This is a genomic window from Dyadobacter sp. SG02 (assembly GCF_900109045.1).
Taxonomy (GTDB): Bacteria; Bacteroidota; Bacteroidia; order Cytophagales; family Spirosomataceae; genus Dyadobacter.
Genome location: NZ_FNYL01000008.1, coordinates 144,624 through 169,204 on the forward strand (window position 1 = coordinate 144,624; position 24,581 = coordinate 169,204).

The 24,581-nt window shown below is 50.1% G+C and carries 15 protein-coding genes; 12 read left to right on the top strand and 3 right to left on the bottom strand.

Annotated elements, in window-relative coordinates; all coding sequences use genetic code 11:
* Positions 1-2: 2 nt before the first annotated feature.
* Positions 3-3,035, bottom strand: coding sequence for a TonB-dependent receptor (locus tag BMW93_RS19845; RefSeq protein ID WP_090380278.1), 3,033 nt, complete (start codon positions 3,033-3,035; stop codon positions 3-5).
* A gap of 167 nt (positions 3,036-3,202) precedes the next feature.
* The gene (locus BMW93_RS19850; RefSeq protein ID WP_229240603.1) at positions 3,203-6,004 is read right to left on the bottom strand and encodes a triple tyrosine motif-containing protein; all 2,802 of its coding nucleotides are present in this window, start codon (positions 6,002-6,004) and stop codon (positions 3,203-3,205) included.
* Between the two features lie 183 nt (positions 6,005-6,187).
* Between BMW93_RS19850 and BMW93_RS19855 the strand changes: the two genes are divergently transcribed.
* The gene (locus BMW93_RS19855; RefSeq protein WP_090380286.1) at positions 6,188-7,564 is read left to right on the top strand and encodes a hypothetical protein; all 1,377 of its coding nucleotides are present in this window, start codon (positions 6,188-6,190) and stop codon (positions 7,562-7,564) included.
* Positions 7,565-7,621: 57 nt separating this feature from the next.
* On the opposite strand, the gene mdh is transcribed toward BMW93_RS19855, so the two are convergent.
* Positions 7,622-8,548 (bottom strand): malate dehydrogenase, encoded by a 927-nt coding sequence (mdh, locus tag BMW93_RS19860; RefSeq protein WP_090380289.1) that lies wholly within the window; start codon positions 8,546-8,548, stop codon positions 7,622-7,624.
* Positions 8,549-8,768: 220 nt separating this feature from the next.
* Between mdh and BMW93_RS19865 the strand changes: the two genes are divergently transcribed.
* The 11 genes from BMW93_RS19865 (at position 8,769) to gldF (ending at position 24,489) form a co-directional block, all read left to right on the top strand.
* On the top strand, positions 8,769-9,185 hold the full coding sequence (locus tag BMW93_RS19865; RefSeq protein WP_090380777.1) for a YkvA family protein: 417 nt from the start codon (positions 8,769-8,771) through the stop codon (positions 9,183-9,185).
* Between the two features lie 70 nt (positions 9,186-9,255).
* The gene (locus BMW93_RS19870) at positions 9,256-9,456 is read left to right on the top strand and encodes a twin-arginine translocase TatA/TatE family subunit (RefSeq protein ID WP_015813903.1); all 201 of its coding nucleotides are present in this window, start codon (positions 9,256-9,258) and stop codon (positions 9,454-9,456) included.
* Between the two features lie 92 nt (positions 9,457-9,548).
* Positions 9,549-10,997, top strand: a complete 1,449-nt coding sequence (gatA, locus tag BMW93_RS19875) for an Asp-tRNA(Asn)/Glu-tRNA(Gln) amidotransferase subunit GatA (RefSeq protein WP_090380292.1) — start codon at positions 9,549-9,551, stop codon at positions 10,995-10,997.
* Positions 10,998-11,289: 292 nt separating this feature from the next.
* A complete protein-coding gene (locus BMW93_RS19880) occupies positions 11,290-12,861 on the top strand; it encodes a lytic transglycosylase domain-containing protein (RefSeq protein ID WP_229240607.1) in 1,572 nt (523 codons plus the stop codon).
* Positions 12,862-12,894: 33 nt separating this feature from the next.
* Positions 12,895-13,485 (top strand): Holliday junction branch migration protein RuvA, encoded by a 591-nt coding sequence (gene ruvA / locus BMW93_RS19885; RefSeq protein WP_090380295.1) that lies wholly within the window; start codon positions 12,895-12,897, stop codon positions 13,483-13,485.
* 99 nt (positions 13,486-13,584) lie between these two features.
* Positions 13,585-20,823 carry a cell surface protein SprA gene (sprA, locus tag BMW93_RS19890; protein ID WP_090380298.1) on the top strand — a complete coding sequence of 2,413 codons (7,239 nt, stop codon included), beginning with the start codon at positions 13,585-13,587 and terminating at the stop codon, positions 20,821-20,823.
* Between the two features lie 77 nt (positions 20,824-20,900).
* The gene (gene gcvH / locus BMW93_RS19895) at positions 20,901-21,281 is read left to right on the top strand and encodes a glycine cleavage system protein GcvH (protein WP_090380784.1); all 381 of its coding nucleotides are present in this window, start codon (positions 20,901-20,903) and stop codon (positions 21,279-21,281) included.
* 81 nt (positions 21,282-21,362) lie between these two features.
* Positions 21,363-22,646: a dihydroorotase family protein gene (locus BMW93_RS19900; protein WP_090380301.1), complete on the top strand. Its 1,284-nt coding sequence runs from the start codon at positions 21,363-21,365 to the stop codon at positions 22,644-22,646.
* The gene (locus BMW93_RS19905) at positions 22,643-23,206 is read left to right on the top strand and encodes a DUF4199 domain-containing protein (protein ID WP_090380304.1); all 564 of its coding nucleotides are present in this window, start codon (positions 22,643-22,645) and stop codon (positions 23,204-23,206) included. Before BMW93_RS19900 ends, BMW93_RS19905 begins: the two co-directional genes overlap by 4 nt.
* Positions 23,207-23,212: 6 nt before the next feature.
* Positions 23,213-23,728, top strand: coding sequence for a DUF4199 domain-containing protein (locus BMW93_RS19910; RefSeq protein WP_090380307.1), 516 nt, complete (start codon positions 23,213-23,215; stop codon positions 23,726-23,728).
* Between the two features lie 32 nt (positions 23,729-23,760).
* Complete coding sequence (gene gldF, locus BMW93_RS19915; RefSeq protein ID WP_090380309.1) at positions 23,761-24,489, top strand: gliding motility-associated ABC transporter permease subunit GldF; 729 nt, start codon at positions 23,761-23,763, stop codon at positions 24,487-24,489.
* The last annotated feature ends 92 nt before the right edge of the window (positions 24,490-24,581 follow it).

Below are 24,581 nucleotides of genomic sequence, written 5' to 3' on the forward strand. Positions count from 1 at the left end.
TCTTAGAAAGTGACATTAATACCAAAGTTGTAGGTCGCTGAAAGCGGGTACACATTGGCGTCGATACCGGCCTGTGTCGGTTTGTTTTCATTGGCCCTTACCTCTGGCGACAGCCCTTTGTATTTGAAGAAATTCAAAGGGTTCTGTGCATTCGCATACAGGCGGAGTTTGCGGAGTTTCAGCCTTTCGCTTAATCCTTGCGGGAATGTGTAGCCGATTTGCGCATTTCTAACCCGGAAATAGCTGCCGCTTTGTACGAAGAAAGTATTCGGCAGGTAATTCTGGCCGCCACCGATGTTCGCGGAAGGGTAGGTGTTCGAAGTACCTTCCCCATGCCATCTGTTGTCGTAGAAGTCTTTGGTGAAGTTCTCGTTACCATAACGCCAGCCCATGTTGGCATTGTAGATATCCACTTTGGCTACCCCCTGGAAGTCGAGCATCAGGTCGACGTTTTTATACGTCCAGCTGGTGTTGATACCGTAGGTGAATTTCGGGTTGGGGTTACCGATTACCTGACGGTCGAGACCGGAAATGTTTCCGTCGGGCACGCCGTTCGTTCCGCTGATGTCGCGGTATTTGAAATCACCCGGTTTGGCATTGGGCTGGGCAGAATTCTTGATTTCTTCCTCATTCTGGAAAATACCGTCCACCACGTAGCCGTAGAAAGAACCGATCGGGTCGCCTACGCGGGTGCGTGTGGCGAGTGCGCCGCTGGTAAGGCCTACGCCGCCATCGTAAATAGGATTGGCACCGGACGATACCGAAAGTACTTTGTTGTTATTCACCGCACCATTGAAACCGATGCTGTAAGAAAGGCCGTCGTTGATATCGTCACGCCAGTTCAATGCAAATTCGAAGCCTTTGTTCTGGAAATTGGCCTGGTTACCCACAATGCGGCCCGAGCTCGTACCGATAGAAGTCAACACCGGAATGTCGAAAATCGCACGCTCGGTTTTCTTGATATAATAATCCAATTCCACCGTCAAACGCGATTTCAGGAAGGAAGCCTCGATACCCGCGTCGGTACCCACACCACGCTCCCAGTAAGTGGTAGGAGGGATAATGGAGTTGATGCTGGCACCGGTATTGAGCTGGCCGCCGAATATCGCCGCCAGACCGCCGCCGGTGGCGACTGTGAGCGTCGAAAGATTGGAAGGAACGGAAGCATTACCGATTTTACCCCAGCTACCGCGGAGTTTCAGGTTATCGAAAATCGTCTGGCCTTTCATGAAGTTCTCGTTGCTGATCACCCAGCCCGCACCCACCGAAGGGAAATAACCCCATGCATTGCCGCCCTGGAAGAATTTGGAAGAACCATCCGCACGAAGTGAAGCATTCAGCATGTAGCGCTCGCCGAAAGAGTAGTTCACGCGGCCGAAGTAGGAAGCATATGTTCCCAGATCGCCCTCGTCTTTCACGTTACGGCCATCCGCGCTACCCAATGCCAGGTAAAGATCGCCTTCGCTGGAATACGGTACATTCAATGCATTGGCGGTCAGTTTGTAGGATTGGTCGCGCTGAGCGGACTGTCCCAACAATGCCGTAATGCTGTGCTGGCCGAATTCTTTGGTGTAGGTCAATGTATTTTCAAAGATCCAGTAGCGTGTTTGGGGGCGAACGAATTCCAGGAAGCTGGTGGTGTTGCGTTGTTTGAATGTCGCCACATATTGCGGTACATAAGTGCGGGTTTCGTCCTGTCCGTAACGGCCGCCGAGGCTGGTACGGAATGTTAAACCTTTGAACAGTGACAATTCTGCGTATGCATTACCGGTCAGAAGCGTCTTTTTGGTATTCTGGTTGTAGAAATCAACCGTCACCTGCGGGTTGAAGTTGTTACCGTCACCCAGGTTGTAATCGGTAGGATCACCGTAAGTACCGTCGGCATAATATACCGGTACCACGGGGCCGGCCGCATATAGTTGACGGAAAATGCCGCCCGCTTCATCTTTCGATTTACTGAAAGAACCGGTTGCCGAGTAACCCACTTTCAAGTTTTTCAATACCTGGAAGTCGTTCTGCAACCGGGCTGTGTAGCGTTTGAAATTGTTCTTTTCAACAATACCATTCTGATCCAGGTAACCGAGCGAGAAATTGTAAGTCGATTTTTCACCGCCTCCGCTGATCGAAAGCTGGTGGTTGGTCACAAATGCATTGCGCAAAATCTGGTGGTACCAGTCGGTTCCCTCTCCGAATTGAGCAGGATCGAGGACATCCGATTTGCCGTTAATGCGGCTCAGCTCGTTGATCATCGTGGCATATTCATTCGCATTCGCCATTTTGATCTGGTTAGTCACTTTCTGATAACCTGCAAAACCATTGTAATCGATAATCGGCGCTCCTGATTTTCCTTTTTTGGTAGTGATCAAAACGACCCCGTTGGCCGCACGCACACCATAAATGGATTGACTGGATGCGTCTTTCAGGATGTTCATGCTTTCGATATCGCCCGAGTTAAGAAAGCTGATATCGTCGAACCAAACTCCGTCTACAACGTACAATGGGTTGGCGCTTCCATAGGCGGTACCGACACCGCGAATGCGGATCTGCGGCGCCTCGCCCGGCTTACCCGAGTTGTTGATCTGAACACCGGCAACCTTGCCCTGTAAGCCGCTGACGGCGTTCATGGAAGGCTGCTTGGAAATCTCCGCACCTTTGATCTGCGTGATAGCACCTGTGACATCCAATTTTTTCTGAGAACCGTAACCTACTACCAATACTTCGGTCAGCGCTTTGGCATCTTCCAGCAATGCGATGTTCAGGGTAGTCTGATTACCCACTGTAATTTCCTGGGTAGTCATCCCGATCATCGAGAACACCAGGACGGATTGTGGAGACGGGACTTTTATAGTGAAGTTACCCTCGGCATCGGTAGGAACACCGGTTGTAGTGCCTTTGATGAGCACACTGGCGCCCGGTAGCGCCGAATTATCTGCACTCGACGTGACTTTCCCAGTCACATTAATTTCCTGTGCATAGGAGAAACTTCCCAGCGCCAGAAAAACGAGCATGTACAGTAATCGTACAATAGTTTTCATCAGTTTCAAATTGGTGATTGAATTATTATAAGAATTTATTGACTTCAAAATTAAGTTCCAAGCGGGGAGGGAATCAAAAAAAGCACTACATCACCACTACATCAATGAGAATAATGCAAGGTTTGCTTGAATAAAACGGGGTTGGGTAACGGATTAATGCAATCGCATCAAATGTCCATCATAAATTGGGCCAGATTGGCATCATTGTCCAATCCGAGCTTTTTGCGAAGCCGGTAGCGCTTGATTTCCACACCGCGCACGGAAATCCCCAGAACCGGGGCCATTTCTTTGGTCGAAAGATTCATGCGAAGGCATGCCGCCAGCCGTAGTTCCGAAGGTGAAATTGTAGGATAAATCTGGCGGAGGCGTTTAAAGAACTGTTCGTGCACTTCGTCAAAGTTTTGTTCGAATAAAACCCAGTCGTCTTTGCCGGCCACGTTCCGTTCGATACTGTGCAGGAGTTTCTGGTAATGGATGTTGGGGAGTTGTTGCCCCATTTCCGCTTTTACTTGTTTCAGCTCGTCACGGATCTCTTCCAGTATCTCGTTTTTCTTCACCACGTTGATCGCCACATTGCTCAGCTGCTGACTCTTGCTCTGTATTTCGCTTTGCAGTTTCTCATTCTGGATCTGCATGATCTTCCGTTCGCTGGTAAGGCGTTGCTGACGCAGTTTTTCTTCCTGCTCTTCGATCAGCTTACGGCGATGGCGAGCGAGCCGTTTTTCCTGGTAGAGAATTAATGCAGCCAGCGCCAATGCAATCAGCACGGCGAAAAGTATCTTGGCAAACAATGTCTCGCGCCAATAGGGCTTCACGCTGAAATGATAGGTGCCGATGGTGTCGTTCAGGCTGCTCCTTATTTCAAAAATATAGTCGGTCGATTCCAGGTTTGTGAATTCCACAAAGCTCTGGTCAGTCCATTCCGACCATTGATCGGTCAGACCTTTGAGGCGGTACCTATATTGCACATTCTGGCCATACACCGGCAATGCAAATGCTATGCGGAGTGAGCGTACCTCGGCCGGAAGCGACGGACTGTCCGAAATGGCGAAAGTTTCGTTCAGGTTGCGAAGGTTGGCTACTTTCCGTACCACCGGCGGGCCGGCAGCCTCGTTATGTTCGTCGGGCGATTTGCGATTGTACAACGCATACCCATTGTCGAGACAGAAGAAATAGTAATCCTCCGAAAGCGGCACCACGGTTTCGGCATTGCGCACGAGTGTCAGCGGCAGGTTTCGCGTCTCTTTACCCGGCTGATGGAATGCCACACGGTTCATGAATACCTTAAACCAATCACCATGCAGGCCCGTCCTGACCTTGTAATTTTCATCTTCTTTGGGAAAATCGCTGCTTGGGACAAGCTTTCCGGAAGGGCTGGGTTGGAAAAATGCATTGCCCGAGCGTATCCGCACCTGCCCGCTGAGCCATTGTACCACCTCCACCGAAAATTCGCCCGGCAGGTCACGTGGTGCTTTAAATTCTTTCCAAAGCAATGCGGAGTCGAGGGCAGGAGTGAGTTTTGTTTGAAACAGGCCCTTGTAAGCGTGCCCGAGCCAGAATATCCCTGCATTATCGCGTGCGATGTGCTTGATCGGGATCGGTACCGCGTTTTTGACTGGGTATGCGTACGCCCAGGTGCCTTTGGCGTCCTTTTTATACACGTGCAGGCCTACATACGCGCCTTGCAGGAGCAGCGTATCGCGCCCGTTCCGTACAGGCAGGAACACCCAGCCACCATTGATATTCGAGATTTTGGTCACGCCATTTTCTTCGATGCGGTAGGTAGCGTCATTATGGCCGCACAATAGCTGGTCGTCGACCACTTTCAACGCCCAGGTCTGCCCTTCGAGCCCCCATACCGGTCGGAAGGGTTCCGGCGAAAGCCATTTTTTGACAAAAACACCCTTATTGGAGCCCACATAAAGTTTTCCATGCCAGATCGCCGCAGCATAAGTAGACCCCAGCGGGTTGTCACTGGTCTGGTAGGCAATAATGGGCGACGACATTTTGACCATATCGATGCCCTGGTCGAGGCCGATCCAGAGCTGTTGCTGCGAATCTTCTTCCAAAGCAAGTACCGTATTGTTCTGCAAACCGGTTTCCTTGTTGAACTGGTACCTTAACGTGCCATTTTTGGAAACCACATAAACGCCATTCTGGATTGTCCCGAAAACAAGGCTGCTGTCACGGGTCGTCACGATGGCCCGGTTGATAATATTTCTTTTTAACTCCCCGGAAATAGCAATGTCCCAGGGACTAAGCGTGCCGTTTCGCCAGATAAACAAACCGTGTTTGGTAGTAGAAATCAAAATCCCGCCATTTGAAAAAGGTAATATCGAGGAAACGATCGTGGGCGAGAGACTTTCCGTACCTGGCAACGGTTCAAATTTTTCCCCTTTCAGTTCGTAAATGCCCTTTCCGATGGATTGCACAAGTACCCGGTTTTGGACAAACCGCATGAACATGATGTTGCCGGGGCCTGTAATTTCTTTGAGGGTCTTGCCGTCGAACCGGTAAATCTGCGAGAACGACTGGAAGTAAATGTATTCCGGGGTTTTGAGAATATGCCAGATCTCTTCCGTGCGAAGGCTCGCGAAGCCTGTTTTTTTACTCAGCGAATAATATTTCAATTGGCCGTCCGCTTCTTTCTTCCAATACCCGAACTCCGAAAAGCCGCCTGCATAAATGCGCTGCTCGGGTCGTACGGCGCGGTTCAGTACTTTTCCACCGGTTGGTTGCGGTGATTGTTCGTCGTAAAGTACGGTTCTTACAATCTGCCCGTCGGGCAGTGGATACAGCTTCCACGACGACCCGTCGTGTTCCAGCAGACCATCGGAATTGGCGGAATAGATCAGCCCGTCGGCACTCTGGCAAATGTCCCAGTTCTGGTTGTGGGCCTTATAAATCGTGGCCGGATAGTTGATCAGCGGCGGCGTTTCCTGGGCCAGAACGGCGCGGAAGATTGTCACTAAAAAGAGTATGGCAGTAGCACAACCCGCCTTATATTTGAAGGCCCGGCTTGGGAAATGACTTTTTATGAGTCGTTTTACGGCCGTGTTCAATATCATTTTCAATTAACTATTAATGTCGTTTTTAGCTCTTTCAGAAGGGTCTGCGGCGATATTAGTGCATGTAACTCAATAGTACTCTTAATGAAAAAAATCCTTTCACTCACGCTCCTCGGCGCATTGGCCGCGGCGGAGCCCGTCATGTCCCAGGACGACAACAAGCGAAACGATATTCGTTACAATCTTAACGAATCCGGTTCACATTATGTAAAATTCACATTTACGAATCAGGTATGGCTGAGGCTGAACGACAATAACCCCGGCACGACCGTTTTGAGCGACCCAAAGACCAGTACATTCGATATTGGCCTTCGCCGCACCCGGATGCAGCTTTTTGGTCAGCTCACCGACCGGATATTCTTTTATACCCAGTTCGGGATGAATAATTTCAACAAGGTGAGCGCATTTCCTGCTTACAATACCGCGGGTACGCCCAGTCAGCGCAAAGTCGCCGCATTTTTTCATGATGCCGTGGGCGAATATGAAGTGCAGCGCAGGGGCAACAGTTTCATCCGTTTCGGTGGCGGTCTGACGATCGTAAGCGGTTTCTCCCGGTTTTCACAGCCCAGCATTGGTACCATTATGACCATGGACGTGCCCGTTTTCGCGCAAGCCACGGTGGACCAGACCGACCAGTTTTCCAGAAAACTGACGGTTTACAGCCGTGGACAAATCGGTAAGCTTAATTACCGTGTGGGTGTAGCCGATCCATTTCCGGTCGAAACCAGCGGCTCCGCACCGGCGGCGCTCAACCAGAATTCCGTTTTCGCGCAGCGAAAAAACAGTAAACAATTTCAGGGGTTATTCATTTACAATATTTTCGATACCGAAGACAACACAACCCCGGGCTACATGACCGGCACGTACCTTGGCAAACGCAAAGTTTTGAACATCGAAGCCGGTATTACCTCTCAAAAGAACGCGACCTGGCGAAAGGAAGCGGTCGACACGCTTTATAGTAATATGACGCTCTGGTCGGTGGCGGCGTACCTGGATATGCCTTTGAATGCGGAGAAAGGAACTGCATTGTCGGCCTACCTGGGTTATTTCGGAACGGATTACGGTAAGGGTTATCTCCGCTACAATGGCATTATGAACCCGGCCACCGGCATTACGCAGCCCATCGCAGGCGTAAGCGGCACGCACGGGAACGCATACCCGATGTTCGGGACCGGTAATGTGATCTACGCGCAGGCCGGGTACAAGCTGAAAGATGGTTTGCTGGGTAGCCAGGGTACATTAATGCCCTATGCTTCATTACAACGCGGCGATTACGACCGTTTGCAGGATGCGGCCAACATTTATAATGCGGGGGTTAACTGGCTGATCAAAGGGCATAATGGCAAGCTGTCGCTCAATTATGAGAACCGGCCTGTTTACAAATCGGCTCCGGTGGCTAATGAGTTGGAGAAAGATGGTCGTAAAGGGAGCTGGACATTGCAATATCAGATTTCGATTTAAAATACAGGCCGGCCCGGAAATCCGGACCGGCCTGTATTTTAACGATTTATGTCCCGCTTACAAGTTCAAAGCGGCATTCATTGACCGAACGGCCTCTGCTGACTTTTCAAACGCAGCTTTTTCAGCGTCGCTCAGGCGTAGGTTGATGATTTTTTCCCAACCTCCCCGGCCCAAAACTACCGGTACGCCCATACAAATGTCTTTCTGGCCGTACTCGCCATTGAGGTAAACGCTGCAAGGCACAATGCGCTTCTGGTTGCGTACAATGCTTTCCACCAGTAACGTCGTAGCAGCTCCGGGAGCGTACCAGGCAGATGTTCCGATCAGCTTCGTGAGCGTAGCGCCGCCTACCATCGTATCGGCGGCCACTTTTTCGAGCTTGTCGGCCGAGAGAAAGCGGCTTACCGGGATACCATTGTACGTAGCAAGTCTCGTGAGCGGGATCATCGTCGTATCGCCGTGGCCACCGATCACCATCCCGTGAATATCGAGTGGTGAAGCGTCAAGCGCAAGGGCGAGATAGGTTTTGAAACGCGCGCTATCCAATGCGCCGCCCATACCGATCAGGCGTTTTTTGGGAATACCCGATTCTTTCAAGGCCAGGTAAGTCATTGTGTCCATCGGATTGGACACCACGATCACGATCGCTTTCGGCGAATATTTGAGAAGGTTCTCAGTCACTCCCTTTACAATTCCTGCATTGATGCCGATCAGCTCTTCGCGGGTCATACCGGGCTTACGAGGCAGCCCCGAGGTGATCACAACCACATCCGAGCCTTTGGTTTTCTCGTAATCATTGGTCGAGCCGATGGGTTTGGTGTTGAATCCCAGTAAGGCGGCTGTCTGGTACATATCCAGTGACTTACCTTCGCTGACACCCTCTTTGATATCCAGCAACACCACTTCTTCTGCCAGCTCACGACGAATGATATTATCGGCTGTGGTTGCGCCTACCGCACCCGCACCTACAACAGTAATCTTCATAGGGAAATATGGTTAATTGTATAGAAATTGATGCTTTTTATATTTTTTCCTAAAAGTATGATACATAATTTGTTTAAACCAAGCGGAATTTGATTTTTTGCCGCAAACTCCGCGGCTGGAAGCCCGGCCGCCATCCGGAACGCAATTTTTTCCGTAAGTTGATAGTTATAATGGCTTTATAAACCACTTTTTCCTGCTTTGTACCATGAATGACGAGTCAATGATTTCGCGGATTTTACAGTCGATATTTTTTAAGAATGCCAAAGGGAAAGCAGGACGTTACGCCAGAAATTCTACCCGCTTGTTCGAGCTCGGCAAAGAGGTGCTGGGGAAGCTCCAGACGGTGGGCTTTAAAGGCAACCTCTCCGAATTCCAGTCGAGCGTGCAGCTGCTGCTCCGCATGGTGAAAGCTTATGCCTCCGGCGAATATAAGCAGCTTCCCTGGAAAAGTCTGGTGTCGATCGTCGCTGTGCTCATTTATTTCGTATCTCCGATAGACCTTATTCCTGACTTCCTGCCCGTTATCGGCATTACCGACGACGTGGCGCTGGTGGTATGGCTGATCAAGACGCTGGGCGACGATATCCGCAAATTTGCCGATTGGGAGAAGGCTACCAAGACAATTAATATCGGATAAAAGTGGTCGCAGGTCTGGTTGTTATAAAAAAGAATAGTTATTTTTGTAAACATTAATAAAAGAAACAGATATGGAATCAATAACCGTTTTAGGAATTATGGGGTTGGGCGGACAGGAGATCTTCTTAGTTGCTCTGTTCGTGTTGCTTTTCTTCGGAGCAAAGAAAATCCCAGAACTTATGCGCGGTTTGGGGCAAGGTATCAATGAGTTCAAGAACGCTACTAAAGACGTTAAGGAAAATATTGAAAAAAGCATGGAAGACCCCAAATAACGCTTCCATCTTATCGAAGGTTTGATCCAGAGCCATTAAGCTAGCACTTAACGGCTCTGATTCTTTATTTACAACCCCACAAAAAAATTACCTTGAAAGAGTATCTGACGCTGGCCGAAATTCAGAGAGATCTACGTGAAGAAGGTTTGACGTGCGTCAAGTTGGTTGACCACTATTTGGAAAAAATAGAGGCTAACAAGCATCTCAATGCTTTCGTTGAAGTTTATACAGAGGAAGCAAAAAAGGCCGCCCTGGCCGTGGATGCGAAGATCGCCAATGGTACTGCCGGAAAGCTGGCAGGCATGGTGATCGGCCTTAAAGATGTGCTTTCGCTCACCGGCCACGGCTTGCAGGCCGGAAGCCAGATTCTTCAGAATTATACAGCACCCTATACTGCAACCGCCGTGCAGCGGCTCCTCGATGAAGACGCGATCATCATCGGGAGGCAAAACTGCGACGAGTTTGCGATGGGTTCTTCGAATGAAAATTCTTCATTCGGGCCGGTGCTGAATGCCATTAATAACTCCAAAGTTCCGGGAGGGTCATCGGGTGGTTCGGCTGTTGCCGTTCAGGCCGGGCTTTGCCATGCTTCGTTGGGAAGTGATACCGGAGGTTCGGTGCGCCAGCCGGCGGCGTTCTGTGGGGTGATCGGTGTGAAACCTTCGTACGGGCGTGTGTCGCGTTACGGGCTCATTGCCTACGCGTCGTCTTTCGACTGCATTGGGCCTATTACCAAGAGTGTGGCTGATTCCGCATTGCTGCTGGAAATAATGTCTGGCGCCGATGATTTCGATAGCACGGTTTCGGAACGTCCGGTCCCTGCTTACACCGCGAATCTGGAATGGAAAGGCAAAGCTAAAATCGGGTATATCCGGAGCGCGGTAGAGAACGAAGCCATTGCACCGGAAATCCGCCGGCAGACATCCGAAGTGCTCGATCGCCTGCGCGCGGAAGGGCACGAAGTGGTAGGCATCGATATGCCGCTGCTAGATTCGCTTTTACCTACATATTATATCCTGACCACAGCCGAAGCGAGCTCGAACCTGTCGCGTTTCGACGGTGTGCGGTACGGTTACCGCAGCCCCGAATCCGTGGATCTGGAAAGCATGTACAAAAAGACCCGTACAGAAGGTTTTGGCGACGAGGTAAGGAGAAGAATACTATTGGGTACTTTCGTATTAAGTGCAAATTATTACGACGCATACTATACCAAGGCGCAACGCGTTAGAAGATTGGTGCGGGAGGAAACGGGCCGGTTTTTCGAACAGTTCGATTTCCTGATTTCCCCGGTAACACCTACCACAGCTTTTACGATTGGTGAAAAGACGGAAGATCCGTTACAAATGTATCTTGCGGACATTTTCACTGTGCAGGCGAATGTCGTGGGTAATCCCGCGGTATCCATTCCGAACGGGCTGGACGACCAGGGAATGCCAATCGGAATTCAGATAATGGGCCCTTATTTCGGGGAGGAGAAAATGCTGGCATTTGCCAATTATCTTACCGAATTGAACAAGGAAGGGGCCGTAGCATACAACTAGCGTGACCAACGCATTCAAGGGGATATAGTCCCTTTTTTTGCGCGCATTGGAAGACGAAAGCTGTATTTATAACCAAAGGTTCAAAGAAAATTATCGTGCCAGAATAACAGGCGACTATGTTACGTTATTCTGAATGAGAATGTTGCGTGAATAATTAAAATGTATTAGAGATTATTCTGATTCATCTGGCCAATTCAAAACCCAAAAGGATTCTTCTATCTGTAAGCAGATCATCAACAGGTACAAGCCATTGAAAACCGTGAATTGATTAACCTTCAAAAAACATTTATTAATGAGGATTTCGAAAAGAGTATTGTGGCTCGGAGCCATGTGTGCAGGGTTTTGGAATGCGCCTGCAGGGGCGATGATTCCACAGGAGCGTTTGATGTCCGGGCAGGATACGGTTGAGACTATTGCTCAGGAAGAAAATGATTTGATGCCGTCGCTCCCGGAAGTCGAAGAGATCGGGCAGAACCCTGCGGTTCCCGAGGAACTTTTGAAAGAACGGTTCGCAAAGCTTGAAAAGTCGATTCCGCTTACTTACCATAAGTCTTCGCACGAATTTGTAGAATACTTCATTTACAAAAAGGCGACTTTTACCCGGACAATGATGGAGCGCATGCCGCTCTATTTCCCACTTTTCGAGAAGGCATTGGCGAAACACGGGTTGCCTACCGAACTGAAATACCTTTCCATGATCGAGTCGGGACTGAACCCGACCGTGATTTCCCACGCAAGGGCTGGCGGCTTGTGGCAGTTTATGCCGGCAACCGGACGGGAATTCGGTCTTTACCAGGATAAATACATCGATGAACGCTTCGAGCCGGCAAAAGCAACCGAAGCGGCGTGTCTCTATCTCAAACAGCTTTACAATATCTTCGGCGACTGGGAGCTTGCATTGGCCTCATATAATACAGGACCGGGCAATGTGAAGCGCGCCATGCGCCGCTCACGCGGGACCACCTTCTGGACGATTTACAATGTCCTTCCCCGCGAGACCCGCTCGTACGTACCGCAGTATGTGGCCATGAACTACATGATGAACTACGGCTACGATCACGGCATTTTCCCGGAAAATACCGAGTTCCAGATTCCGAACGATACGATTCACATTAACGGCTACATCGATCTCGCAACTTTTTGCGACAATGCAAGTATCGATTTCGAAGTACTCAAAAAGCTGAACCCGCAAATCACGAAGAAAGTCCTGCCGGACCAAACCCGTGATTTTGTATTGAAAGTACCAAGCGTAAGATTCACCTACCTGATGAGCAACCGCTCATCAATCATGGATTCGTGCACCAGGAAATATCTTGCTACCGGCGTAATGATCGCCAAGGCAGACAGCACCAAAACAGATTCGCTCAGCGGCAACGGCTCATTTCCTTATGTGCTCGCATCGAACGTGCAGAATGTCTCGGACAACGAAGATTATGAAGACGACGGTGAGGAAGAAACAATTCAGCGCAGCCGTACCAAACGCGTATCGTATACTGTCCGTCGCGGCGATAATGTAGCCGGCATCGCGCGGAAATACGGGGTATCGGTCGTGTCGCTTCGTAAATGGAACCGCATCCGTCGCAATAATATCCGCAAGGGGCAGCGTCTGGTGATCTACAAAGAGGTGAAGGAAACTGTACCGGCCATCCGTATCGCAGCCAAAGCGAGGCCGCAGCAGCAGGACGAAGAGCAAGTTGCCAAGCAGCAGCGTCATACCCGGAAACGTTATCATACCGTACAAAAAGGAGATACATTATGGATTATTTCGCAGCGATACGGTCTGGAAATCGGTCAGTTGAAAAAACGCAACAAAATCAGGGGCAACTCGATCAAGCCTGGTCAAAAACTGATCATTTCTACCTAGAAATTAACGCTTCAACATACACATACTATTTTTATGATTGCCTACGTTAACGGGATTGTAACTTATAAAGACCCAGCGTACGCTATCATCGATGTTAACGGAGTAGGTTACGAGGTCAGGATCTCATTACAGACCTACACTTCGCTCCCCGACATCGGTGCCCGGTGCAAGCTGGTAACGTTTCTCAATATACGGGAAGATGCCCACGTCCTTTACGGTTTTTGGGGGAATGATGAGAAAAAGCTTTTCCTGGATCTGACAAGCATTTCAGGAATCGGGCCGTCGACAGCGCTCGTGATGCTTTCCTCTCTTTCCTCTTCGGAAATTCGGCAAGGAATCATTGATGAAGACCTGCGTCTGATCCAGTCGATCAAAGGCATTGGGTCCAAGACCGCTCAACGCGTAATCCTCGAACTAAGAGACAAAATTCGAAAGGAAGAGCTCGTTTCAACAGGTACCAAATCTGCTGAAACGTCGTCAGGCGCTCTACGGAGTGAAGCGTTGGCTGCGCTCGTTACTTTGGGTATTCCCAAACCAACGGCGGAGAAAAGTCTGGATGCCATCATTAAGCGTGAGGGGCAGTCTATCAGTGTTGAAAATCTTATCAAACTAGCGTTACGTTAACCGGAACTGCAATGATATTTGGTGAAAAATTTTACAACTGTAAAATCGTGTTGATGGATTTGTTTGTAAATACAACCTTCTCTAAATAAGTATATTACCTTGTCATCAACGATTTACTCTTTTCTTTTTAAGGTATTAAGCATTTCGGCCGGAGCGGTGTTACTTGTGAACGTTTCCGGCGGCAAGGGCGAACCATATTCGGAGCAGGCACAGGAATGGGCCATCCTTGCAGACACGCTTAAAGATGATACCACCCGGAAAAACATCGACAGGTCGGGCTCTCAGCTGATCATGCGATGGAAGGATTATTATTCCAACCGTATCACTGAGCCGCGGCCGCGTTCGCCATTCTACCTGCGCGAGCCGAGCAACATCTCCACCAACATTACGCTCGACAGTGCAGGGAAAATTGCAGTGACCGAGAAAATTCAGACGCCGGGCGTCGGTACGCCGGGCCTCGGCACGCCGGGCGTCGCTACGCCGGGAGCGGGTCCGTCAGGCGCGGGATCGCCCGGCAGTACGCTAAATTACCGCTTCCCCGAGCGGATGGACCTCGAAACCTATGACAAGATCCAGGAGGACCGGGCATTCAAAAGCCTCCTGCGCGAGTATGCGAGCAGGCAGGACGGGAACAGCGCCATGGGTGCGCGCGGGCTGCTGCCTAAGCTCGACCTTCCGCCTGGATTGACCAAACTGCTCGGAGATGATTTTGTGAATTTCAAGCCCACCGGTTTCGTATCGCTGGACCTCGGGCTGATGCACCAGTTCCTCGATAACCCGGCCATCCCGATCCGTCAGCGCAAGAATACCCAGTTCATTTTCAACGAGCAGATCAATATCAATTTTGATGCCAAGCTCGGCGATATGCTTGGGTTCCAGACCAATTTCGATACCAAGGCGAACTTCAACTTCGAGAATGCGATCAAGTTGAACTATAAAAACCCCGAGGAGAGCTTTATTCGTAAGATCGAAGCGGGTAATATCAACTGGGCGATTAACAGCCAGCTTATTCCGGGTGTTCAGAATTTGTTTGGTTTGAAAACCGATTTTCAATTCGGACGTCTGAGCGCCACTTTTGTGGCTTCGCAGCAGAAATCCAGTAAAGAGCGTATCACGCTGCGCGGTGGCGCACAAAGTCGCGACTTTGAATTACGGGCCGATACTTACGACGAGAACCGTAACTTCTTCCTTTCCCAATATTTCCGGAACATTTACGAGAGCTCGCTGCAAAACACGCCGACTATCACTTCCGGAGTGACCGTAACGCGTCTTGAGGTGTATGTGACCAACCGTACAACCACTACCGAATCGCTTCGGAACATTGTCGGTTTTGCTGATTTGGGTGAACCTGCGCCATACCGCGCCGGTAACCCCAACTTGCAGCCCGTGCGCTCCACGTCGCCCGCGAGCAACGACGCTAACGGTCTTTACAAAAAGCTAAGCGACAGTCCGGGTTTCAGGCAGGTAGACAATACCAATACCGCCATTACGGGCCTCGGTCTCGAAAAAACAATCGATTATGAATTGCTGCGCGGTGCGAAACGTCTGATCCTCGACCGCGATTATACATTCCATCCGCAGCTCGGTTACATCTCCCTAACCAATGCGCTCCGCAACGACGAAGTCCTTGCGGTTTCTTACGAATATACGTTGAACGGCCGCGCATTTAAGGTAGGGGAGCTTACCGAGGATTACCAGGCCAGACAGGACAATGAGGTAATCGCGCTGAAATTGCTGAAATCGTCGACTATCCGGAACAATACCAAGCTGCCGATGTGGGATTTAATGATGAAAAACATCTATTCGCTCGGTACCAGCCAGATCGACAAGCAAGGGTTTCAGTTAAGAGTTATTTACAAAGATGACCAGACCGGTATCGATAACCCGAACTTGCAGGAAAGTAGCATTGCCAACATTCCTCTGATCCGCCTCTCCGGCCTCGACCGTTTGAATCCCGTCAACGACCTCCAACCCGACGGTAACTTCGACTTTGTCGACGGTATAACGATGGATAGCAAAACGGGCCGCATTATCTTCCCGGTGCTGGAACCATTTGGTAGTAACCTTTCCAGGAAATTCGGGCCGGGCGAGGACGTTTACCGCAACAAATATGTGTTCAACGAGCTCTACCGCACGACGATGATCGACGCGCAGCAGGTTTCGGAACGTAACAAGTTTTTCATTAAAGGTTCCTACCAATCGAGCGGTGGGGCTGAGGTACAGTTGCCATTTGGCGTGCTGGAAACCTCCGTAACCGTGACCTCCGGCGGCGTACCGCTTTCTCCGGGCTCGGATTATATTGTGGAGGCGCAAATCGGTCGTGTACGGATTTTGAACGCCAGTGTGCTGGCATCCGGTCGTGAAATCGTGATCGAATACGAACGCCCGGATATGTTCCAGAACCAGATACGCACTTTGGTCGGAACACGCCTCGATTATGTCGTCAATCGAAACCTCAGCGTCGGTCTGACTGCTATGAAATATAAGGAGCGTACCGCGGGTTTCCTTTCGAGGGTGTCCATCGGAAACGAGCCTGTGAACAATACCATGCTCGGGTTTGACGTAAACTTCCGCAAGGACGCGCCGTTCCTGACCAAATGGCTGGATGCTTTGCCACTTATCCAGACCAAGGAAATGTCGTCGATCCAGTTCAAAGGGGAATTTGCCAAATTGCTTCCCGGCGTTTCGAAGGACGTTAACAACCGCTCGTTGGTAGACGACTTCGAAGCTGCACGGACGGTTTATGATCTGGCGCGTCAGCCGCAGAAGTGGCGTCTGGCAGCAGTGCCGAGCAAGTTCAGAGATGGATTTGATGGTAAAAACCTGAACTATGGCTATAAGCGAGCCAAGATATCGGCATATACCGTCGATAACATTTTTGGCGGGTCGCAAGGCCTGGGCGGAGGATATCAGCCACCTGCTAATATCACCGACGACGACCGCAAGAATTTTTACGAGCGGCTTTACCTGCCTAACGAGATTTTCCCGAACCGCGCCATTGCCGGTTTGGTCACTTATCCGCAGCAGGTGCTGGATATCGCCTATTATCCAAGCGAGCGCGGAATGTACAACTACAACACCGACCTCAATCCGGATGGCCGCATGAAAACTCCGAGAAATAACTTCGGGGCATTGAGTCGTGCGATCACTTCGGATAACGATTTTGATAATGCCAACATCGAAAGTATCGAGTTCTGGATGTTGGATCCGTTTATTAACGATCCTGTTAACGGAAAAATCCAGGATGGTTATCCGGAACCTAAGCCAAATACTACTGGTGGAAAACTGGTATTCAACCTCGGAGATATTTCTGAAGATGTAATCCCTGACGAGCGCTACAACTTTGAAAACGGTTTGCCGCTTGTGCCTAAGCAAGTAGGTGTGAATGTGGATTCAACCGCTTGGGGTTATGCTACCAAATCACAATACCTGATAAATGCATTCAGCAACGAGGATGGCGCTCGCCAGAAACAGGATGTAGGTCTGGACGGTCTGACCAACGAGGAGGAGCGTGCTTTCTTCAAAACCTTCATCGATCGCCTGCCTGCTAATCTTACGGCCGAAGCCCGCGCGAAAATCCTGGCCGACCCGTCCGGCGATGATTTCAAATTCTTTCTTGGAGCCGACCTTGACAGCGCCGGCCTGAAAGTACTGGAACGTTACAAAAACTATGTAGGAATGGAGAATAACTCTCCCGAAAGCCAGGGGCGTTCGGTGGACGTAACGCCGGCTTCGACCAATATTCCCGACGGTGAGGATATGAACGTGGATAACACGATCAACGACAACGAAGCCTATTACGAATACGAAATCGACTTGAAACCGGGGCAACTTGCGGTTGGTAACGGTTATATCGTGGATAAAACGGTGAATACCGCCGACCAGCAGACCTGGTACCTGTTCCGCGTGCCGATCAAGGAGTTTTCCGGAATGGTGGGTAGCATGAATGGCTTCAAATCGATCCGTTTCATGCGCATGTACCTGACAGATTTCCAGCAGCCGGTCGTACTGCGTTTCGCGCAGTTGCAAATGGTAGGTCAGCAATACCGGAAATATACCTACAACCTCGATGCACCTGGCTTGCAGGAAGTTCCTGAACCTTACGATGCGAAATTTACTGTTGGAACTGTAAGTATTGAAGAAAACAGCCAGGCCAACAACGATAAATACAAATATGATATTCCTCCGGGCTGGATCCGTGACCAGGACAATACGCAGCGTCCGCCATTGTTGCTGAACGAGCAGTCGATGAGCCTCTGTGTGACCGATCTTCGCGACGGTGATTCCCGTGCGGTTTTCAAAAATGTGAACCTTGACCTGCTTTTCCGCAAGCGCCTGCGCATGTACGTGCACATGCAGAACGAGCAAAACGAGGACAACATGGTGGGTACATTCATGCGTATCGGTACCGACCTTACTCAAAACTATTACGAGATCGATCTTTCGGCATTGAGGGCAACAGGTCCGGGACCTAAAAAGCCGGAGGAAATCTGGCCGGAAGGTAACGAAATCAACATCGCTTTGGCCGACCTGATCGATGCCAAAGCACAACGCAACCGCCAGATCGATAAAAACCTGAGCGTGCCTTTTACCGTTCTGAGCTCCGACAGGCGGTATAAGCTCACCGTCGTCGGTAACCCGGATTTGAGCGCCGTGAAGGTGATGATGATTGGTATGAGGAACCCGAAATCGGCGGATGAGCGTGCGAAGTCGTTTTGTTTGTGGGTGGATGAAATGCACGTCGAAGGTTTCGATGATACCGGCGGTATGGCGGCCATCGCGCAGCTGAATGCAAAACTGGCTGATTTCGCGACATTGACCGCATCCGGCCGGATCGAGACATTCGGGTTCGGAACCGTGCAGCAGCGCATTGGTGAACGCACGCGTAACTTTACGTCCGAATATGGTTTCTCTTCCAATATTGCATTGGACAAACTGCTCCCAGCAAACTGGGGCTTCCAGATACCGTTGTTTGTAAGCTACGACCGCCGGAATGTGAAACCGCATTTCGACCCGCTCGACCCGGATACGCCATTGAGTACCTCGCTCGATAACCTTCGAACGGACGAGGAGCGTGACGGTTACCGGCGAATGGTGGAAGAGAATGCCGTGAAGCGAGGGTTCAACTTCTCGAACGTCCGAAAGGTAAAGACCAAGCCGGGAGCGAAAAACCACTTCTTCGATTTTGAGAACTTTTCGTTCAGCTACGCATTCAGTGACGATAAGCGCAGGAATATCCTGACGCAAGAATACAACCAACGCGCGTACCGGGCCGGCATTTCTTATATGTATGCCAGCCAGCCGAAAGCTATCGAGCCATTCAAAAAGTGGAAAGCAACTGGTCGCTGGGCGGAGTTTATCAAGGAATTCAATGTGACCTTGCTGCCGAACATGGTTTCGCTGCGTACCGATGTAGACCGTCGCTTCCTGAAAACCCAGTTGCGTAATGCCGACCTGACGACTGACGGCATGCAGCCATTGTTTGAAAAATATTTCTGGTTCAACCGCTACTACGATTTCGGCTGGAACCTGACGCGCAACATGACGCTAACCTACGCGGCCACCGCGAACTCGATCATCGACGAGCCGGAAGGGGACATTAACACCGGCGCGAAGAAGGATTCGCTTTGGAGCAATTTCAAAAAGCTGGGCCGTATCAAGAATTTCGACCAAAAAATTGACCTGACATACCGCCTGCCGCTTGACAAAATCCCTGTTCTCGACTGGATGTCGGCAGACTACAAGCATTCCGTGGGTTATAACTACCAGGCCAATGCCTTGAATTTGAAGGATACTACGGGCTTGCCATTCGGGGATATTATCCGCAACAGCCGCGAGCGGGGCATTACCGGAAAGGTGGATTTTGTATTGCTTTATAACAAACTCCGCTACCTCAAATTCGCGAACACGCCGTCGGCTGCGAGAAAGAACTTCGCACGTAGCCCGGGAGATATAGAGGATATCGATATGCGCACGACCGACATTGTGAAGAGCCTTACCAGAGCGCTGATGACCGTTCGTGGTATCAATGTCAGCTACTCGGTTTTGGAAACAACGGCATTACCGGGTTATCTGAGGGCACCCAAGTATTTCGGGCTCGATAATGCCAATGCGCCCGGACTGGGCTTCGTACTGGGCCAGCAGGACCGGAACTTCCAGGTAAAAGCCGCTGAAAAGGGCTGGATCACCAGAAGCCAGCAACAGAATATGCCGTTCCAGCAAACCATTGCCAAGAACTTCTCGGCCAACACCACATTGGAGCCGTTCAAGGATTTCAGGCTCATCATCGAGGCGCGTCTGACGCGGCAGGATGCTTACCAGGAATTCTACCGCCCCGATTCATCAGGAAATTTTGTTTCACAAAGCCCGTTGCGGAATGGCCAGTTCAGTATGTCGTTCATGTCATTCCGGACTGCGTTTGCCAAAATGCGGAGAGATAATTCCTCGCCGGTATTCGACAAGTTCCGTGCTTATCGCGGTATTCTGAGAGACCGGCTGAATGCGGAGAACAAGAGTGGCGGCGAGTACAATGAGACATCACAGGACGTACTGATTTCGGCGTTCTTCGCGGCCTATACCGGCAAGGACCCCAAAACAGTTCGTACCAATCCGTTCCTGAAATTCCCGATGCCGAACTGGGATCTGAGTTACAATGGCCTTTCTTCGCTCCCGGCGTTCAAGCGGTTGTTTAGCTCGTTCACGTTGCGGCATAAGTATATGTCCAATTACAGCGTGGGTAACTTCACGTCGTCACTCGACTATGAGGCGCTGTATGTAAACCTGGCTGTGACCGGCTATCCATTGTCGTCGAGGCTGAATGACCTTGGGCAGTACATTCCGGTGTTTGCGATGAGCACCATTACGCTTTCAGAAAAATTCCAGCCGCTTGTAGGGGTGGAGATGCGTACGCAGAGCCGCATTACCGCGCGCGTGGAATACAACCGCGACCGCACCATTGCATTAAACCTCTCGAACTCGCAGTTGGCCGAGCTGTTCAACCAGGACATTACGGTCAACATTGGTTTTACCAAAAACAACGTACCGCTGCCGTTCAAGATTAATGGCGTGAAGAAGAAGCTGAAAAACGATATGACGATGCAGCTGGCGATGACGTTCCGCGACACCCGCTCGATCCAGCGGAAGTTCGACGGGGAAAATATCCCTATCGCCGGAAATATCAACTTCCAGCTGCGTCCGACGGTCAATTACATGGTCAACAACCGTTTGAGTGTGCAATTCTATTTCGATCGCACATTCAACGACCCGCTGGTTTCCAACTCGTTCTACCGTGCAAGTACAGCCGGTGGAGTTCAGCTCAAATTCAATTTGGCTGAATAACATTTTGATTTGGAAAATACAGCTTACATCATGTAATTTGCGCTCCAAAGATGTTCACCTACTTACCTGATTTTATCATGAATTTTCCATCAGAACTGAAATACACAGAAGATCACGAATGGATTCGTATTGAAGGAGATACGGCAATTATAGGCATTACAGAACATGCCCAGAATGAATTAGGTGACATTGTGTATGTGGACATTAACACGGTAGGCGAAGCGCTCGGCAAAGGGGATGTTTTTGGTTCGGTAGAAGCTGTGAAAACCGTATCCGACCTTTTTATCCCGGTTGCAGGTACGGTGCTTGAAGTAAATGAAGAACTCGACGCCGAGCCCGAACTCGTAAACTCCGATCCTTATGGCCGCGGATGGATGGTGAAAATCAGCCTGGCTAACCCCGGCGATGAAGACGGACTGTTGTCGGCCGAAGATTACCAGAAATTTATAGGTGCCTGATATTAGGTTTGAAGCTCCATTCGGAGCTTTTTTTTTGAAACCGGTGCCTTGTCGCATTCCGGCGTATAGTTTGAAATAAATATGAAATTGTTAGTTAGCTCGGTTCGGGTAATTGATAAGAAATCGCCCTTCCACGGTCAGGTGAAAGATATTCTGATCGAGGATGGGAAGATTAAAGAAATTGGGGATAACCTCGACGCAGGCAATGCGCAGGCGATAGACGGTACTGGCTTGTCGGTTTCCGCAGGCTGGGTCGATATGCGCGTGCAGGGGCGCGATCCTGGTTTTGAGCACAAAGAAGATTTGCATTCCGTTCGCGAAGCCGCCGCGCATGGAGGGTTTACGGAAATCGTATTGCTGCCCAATACCCAACCGGTAGTCGATACCAAGGATACGCTCAATTACATCCGTCACAGTGGTCTCGGTGGATTGGTAACATTGCATCCGGCCGCGGCGGTAACGAAGAAAGCCGACGGTGTAGACTTTACCGAAATGATGGATCTGCACCAGGCAGGTGCTATCGCATTTACAGACGGTGAAAATCCGGTGCAGAATGCGGATTTACTTTTAAAAACCATTCTATACCTGCGTCCGTTGAATGCATTGCTCATCAACCGCCCGGAAGATCGCGAGCTCACGCTGTACGGGCAAATGCACGAGGGCGTAACGAGCACGCTCGTGGGGATGAAAGGAATGCCGGCATTGGCAGAGGAAATGATGCTGATCCGCGACCTGAAACTGCTCGAATACGCATTGGAGAAAAATACTTACGACACTTCCGCGCCGGTGCTGCACGTTTCGTTGCTGTCGACCGTTCGGGGCGTCGAGCTGATTCGCGAAGCGAAAGCGAAAGGCCTGCCGGTTTCAGCGGATATTGCGGCGCATCAGCTGGCATTTGAAGATAAAGACCTGATTGGTTTTGATACGAACCTGAAAGTAAACCCGCCATTCCGCTCACCGGAGGATAATGCGGCGCTGCGCCAGGGTTTGGCAGACGGTACCATCGACGCGATTGTTTCAGACCATAACCCGCATGACGAGGAGAGTAAAAACCTCGAATTCGACCATGCCGATTTTGGTATTGCCGCTTTGGAAACTGCATTTGCATTAGCAGTAATGCATAGCGGCCTGGTGGTAGACGATATAGTGGAAAAACTGACCGCGCAGCCACGCCGCATTCTGCGCTTGCCAGAGGTGGGCGTAGCAAAAGGTGCTGCCGCCAATCTTACATTCTTCGAGCCGAATGCTGAATGGGTATTTGGCAGAAGTTATTCCAAATCCAAGAATACACCGTTCCTGGGCCAGACGCTGAGAGGGAAGGTAAGAGGGGTGATCAATAATGGTAAACAGGAGTGGTTCAAATGAATTCGATTGTAGCATATTTTAATAAACCTATTTTAAAGTACTCTTTGCTCTTCGGGCTGGGGTTGGGCGTCCTTGTCTTCGCGTTCTTCCTGGGCTTGTATGCGATGGGTATTGTGCCGCTGGGGAATAACAAGGTGCTTGATATCGGTATCCACATTATCCTCATTGCGGGTGCCTGCTGGTATTATCGCAAGAAAGTCGGGAATGGCTTTTTGCATTTGTGGGAAGCATTAACCATCGGTTACGTTGTAAATACCGTTGGTGCACTGATCGCCGGCTGGCTGATCTATTTTTTTGTAACTTACATCGATCCTTCTGTTTTTACCGAATACATTGCCCAGATGAAGGATCTGATGCTGCAAGGGAAAGCCGAGCTCGTCAAAAATATCGGGGAGGCCGAGTTTCAGAAGATGTATAATGGTGTGGGAGATATGGCTACCTCGGAAATCATCATGGATGAAGTAGGAAAAAAAACCGTCATGGCGATCATCCCGATCCTGGTGATTTCACTGATTTTGAGAAAACAGGATTACAGTATTCTTCAAAACAACAAATCTTAAACCTTCATGGAAGAAAAAACCTCTACCGCTCGTGTTGCCCTGAAATATGGGCTCGTGGTTGCCGTTGTAACGATGGTGTATTCGACGATCCTGAACCTTGCCGGGCTTGGAACGAACAAGATACTGGCCTCGTTGTCGTACGTTTTTATGATCGTTGCGATCGTCTTGGCCATGAAGGATTTTCGCGAGAAGAATGGAGGTTTTATCAGCTACGGCGAAGGGCTTGGGCTCGGCTCCCTTACTTCCGCGGTACTGGGTTTGCTGAGTTCGGCATTTACGATTTTCTATATTCAGTTTATCGACTCGAATATGCTCACGCAAAGCCTCGACCAGATGCGCGAAGAGCTGGAACAAAAAGGGATGGACGACGCCCAGATCGAGCAGGCGATCGAAATGTCCCAGAAATTCATGTCGCCGGGTATTATGTTCGTGACGGTGATTTTGGGATACCTGATCATGGGCTTCATATTCTCGCTGATCATCGCGGCCATTATGCGCAAAGAAAAGCCGGTTTTTGAATAAGCATTTCCTGAAAAGCATTTAATCCCCGAATAGTGTTAGCAATCTTCCGAAAAGAGGTAGCCAGTTTTTTCAACTCATTGATCGCCTATATCGTCATGGCGGTCTTCCTGACGGCTATCGGCCTGATCGTATGGGTTTTCCCGGATTCGAATATACTGGATTACGGCTACGCCGACCTCGGCTCGTTCTTCGGCCTTGCACCCTATGTGCTGATCTTCCTGATCCCCGCGATTACCATGCGCTCGCTGGCCGAAGAATCACGTAATGGTACGCTCGAATTGCTCCTGACTAAGCCTATCCGCAATATCGATCTGGTACTCGGCAAATTCTTTGCAAACTGGGTGTTGGTGGTGCTTACATTACTGCCGACCCTCATCTACTATTATAGTGTTTACAAACTCGGCAACCCGGTCGGCGATGTCGACTCGGCGGCTGTTTTTGGATCCTATCTTGGGTTGTTGCTATTCAGCGGTGTGGTGGTCGCGATGGGCATCTGGGCATCTTCCCTGAATGATAACCAGATCGTCGCATTCGTTCTCGGTGTATTCCTCGCATTCATCTGGTATGTCGGTTTTGGGGCCGTTTCGGGCATGTTTGGTGACGGTTTGGCGGCTAACCTGATTTCAGGTATAGCCCTGGACGTTCAATACCAGGCATTGGGCAAAGGGCTTGTCGATTCCCGTAACGTGATCTACCTGTTTAGCCTGATTGCCTTCTTTATCTTCCTGACACTCTGGCGCGTAGAAAGCCTCAGAAAGTGATCCGGGCATTTGTTTAAGTATTGTTCCGTCGATCCAATTTTGTGTGCTGTTCGTATATGCTCAAAAGCACACTACGATGACAAACTCAGACA

Excerpts from the sequence above, each read along its gene's own strand:
- BMW93_RS19845 (WP_090380278.1), bottom strand. The coding sequence starts at position 3,035 with ATGAAAACTATTGTACGATTACTGTACATGCTCGTTTTTCTGGCGCTG.
- BMW93_RS19855 (WP_090380286.1), top strand. The coding sequence starts at position 6,188 with ATGAAAAAAATCCTTTCACTCACGCTCCTCGGCGCATTGGCCGCGGCG.
- mdh (WP_090380289.1), bottom strand. The coding sequence starts at position 8,548 with ATGAAGATTACTGTTGTAGGTGCGGGTGCGGTAGGCGCAACCACAGCC.
- BMW93_RS19865 (WP_090380777.1), top strand. The coding sequence starts at position 8,769 with ATGATTTCGCGGATTTTACAGTCGATATTTTTTAAGAATGCCAAAGGG.
- BMW93_RS19870 (WP_015813903.1), top strand. The coding sequence starts at position 9,256 with ATGGAATCAATAACCGTTTTAGGAATTATGGGGTTGGGCGGACAGGAG.
- BMW93_RS19880 (WP_229240607.1), top strand. The coding sequence starts at position 11,290 with ATGAGGATTTCGAAAAGAGTATTGTGGCTCGGAGCCATGTGTGCAGGG.
- ruvA (WP_090380295.1), top strand. The coding sequence starts at position 12,895 with ATGATTGCCTACGTTAACGGGATTGTAACTTATAAAGACCCAGCGTAC.
- gcvH (WP_090380784.1), top strand. The coding sequence starts at position 20,901 with ATGAATTTTCCATCAGAACTGAAATACACAGAAGATCACGAATGGATT.
- BMW93_RS19900 (WP_090380301.1), top strand. The coding sequence starts at position 21,363 with ATGAAATTGTTAGTTAGCTCGGTTCGGGTAATTGATAAGAAATCGCCC.
- BMW93_RS19905 (WP_090380304.1), top strand. The coding sequence starts at position 22,643 with ATGAATTCGATTGTAGCATATTTTAATAAACCTATTTTAAAGTACTCT.
- BMW93_RS19910 (WP_090380307.1), top strand. The coding sequence starts at position 23,213 with ATGGAAGAAAAAACCTCTACCGCTCGTGTTGCCCTGAAATATGGGCTC.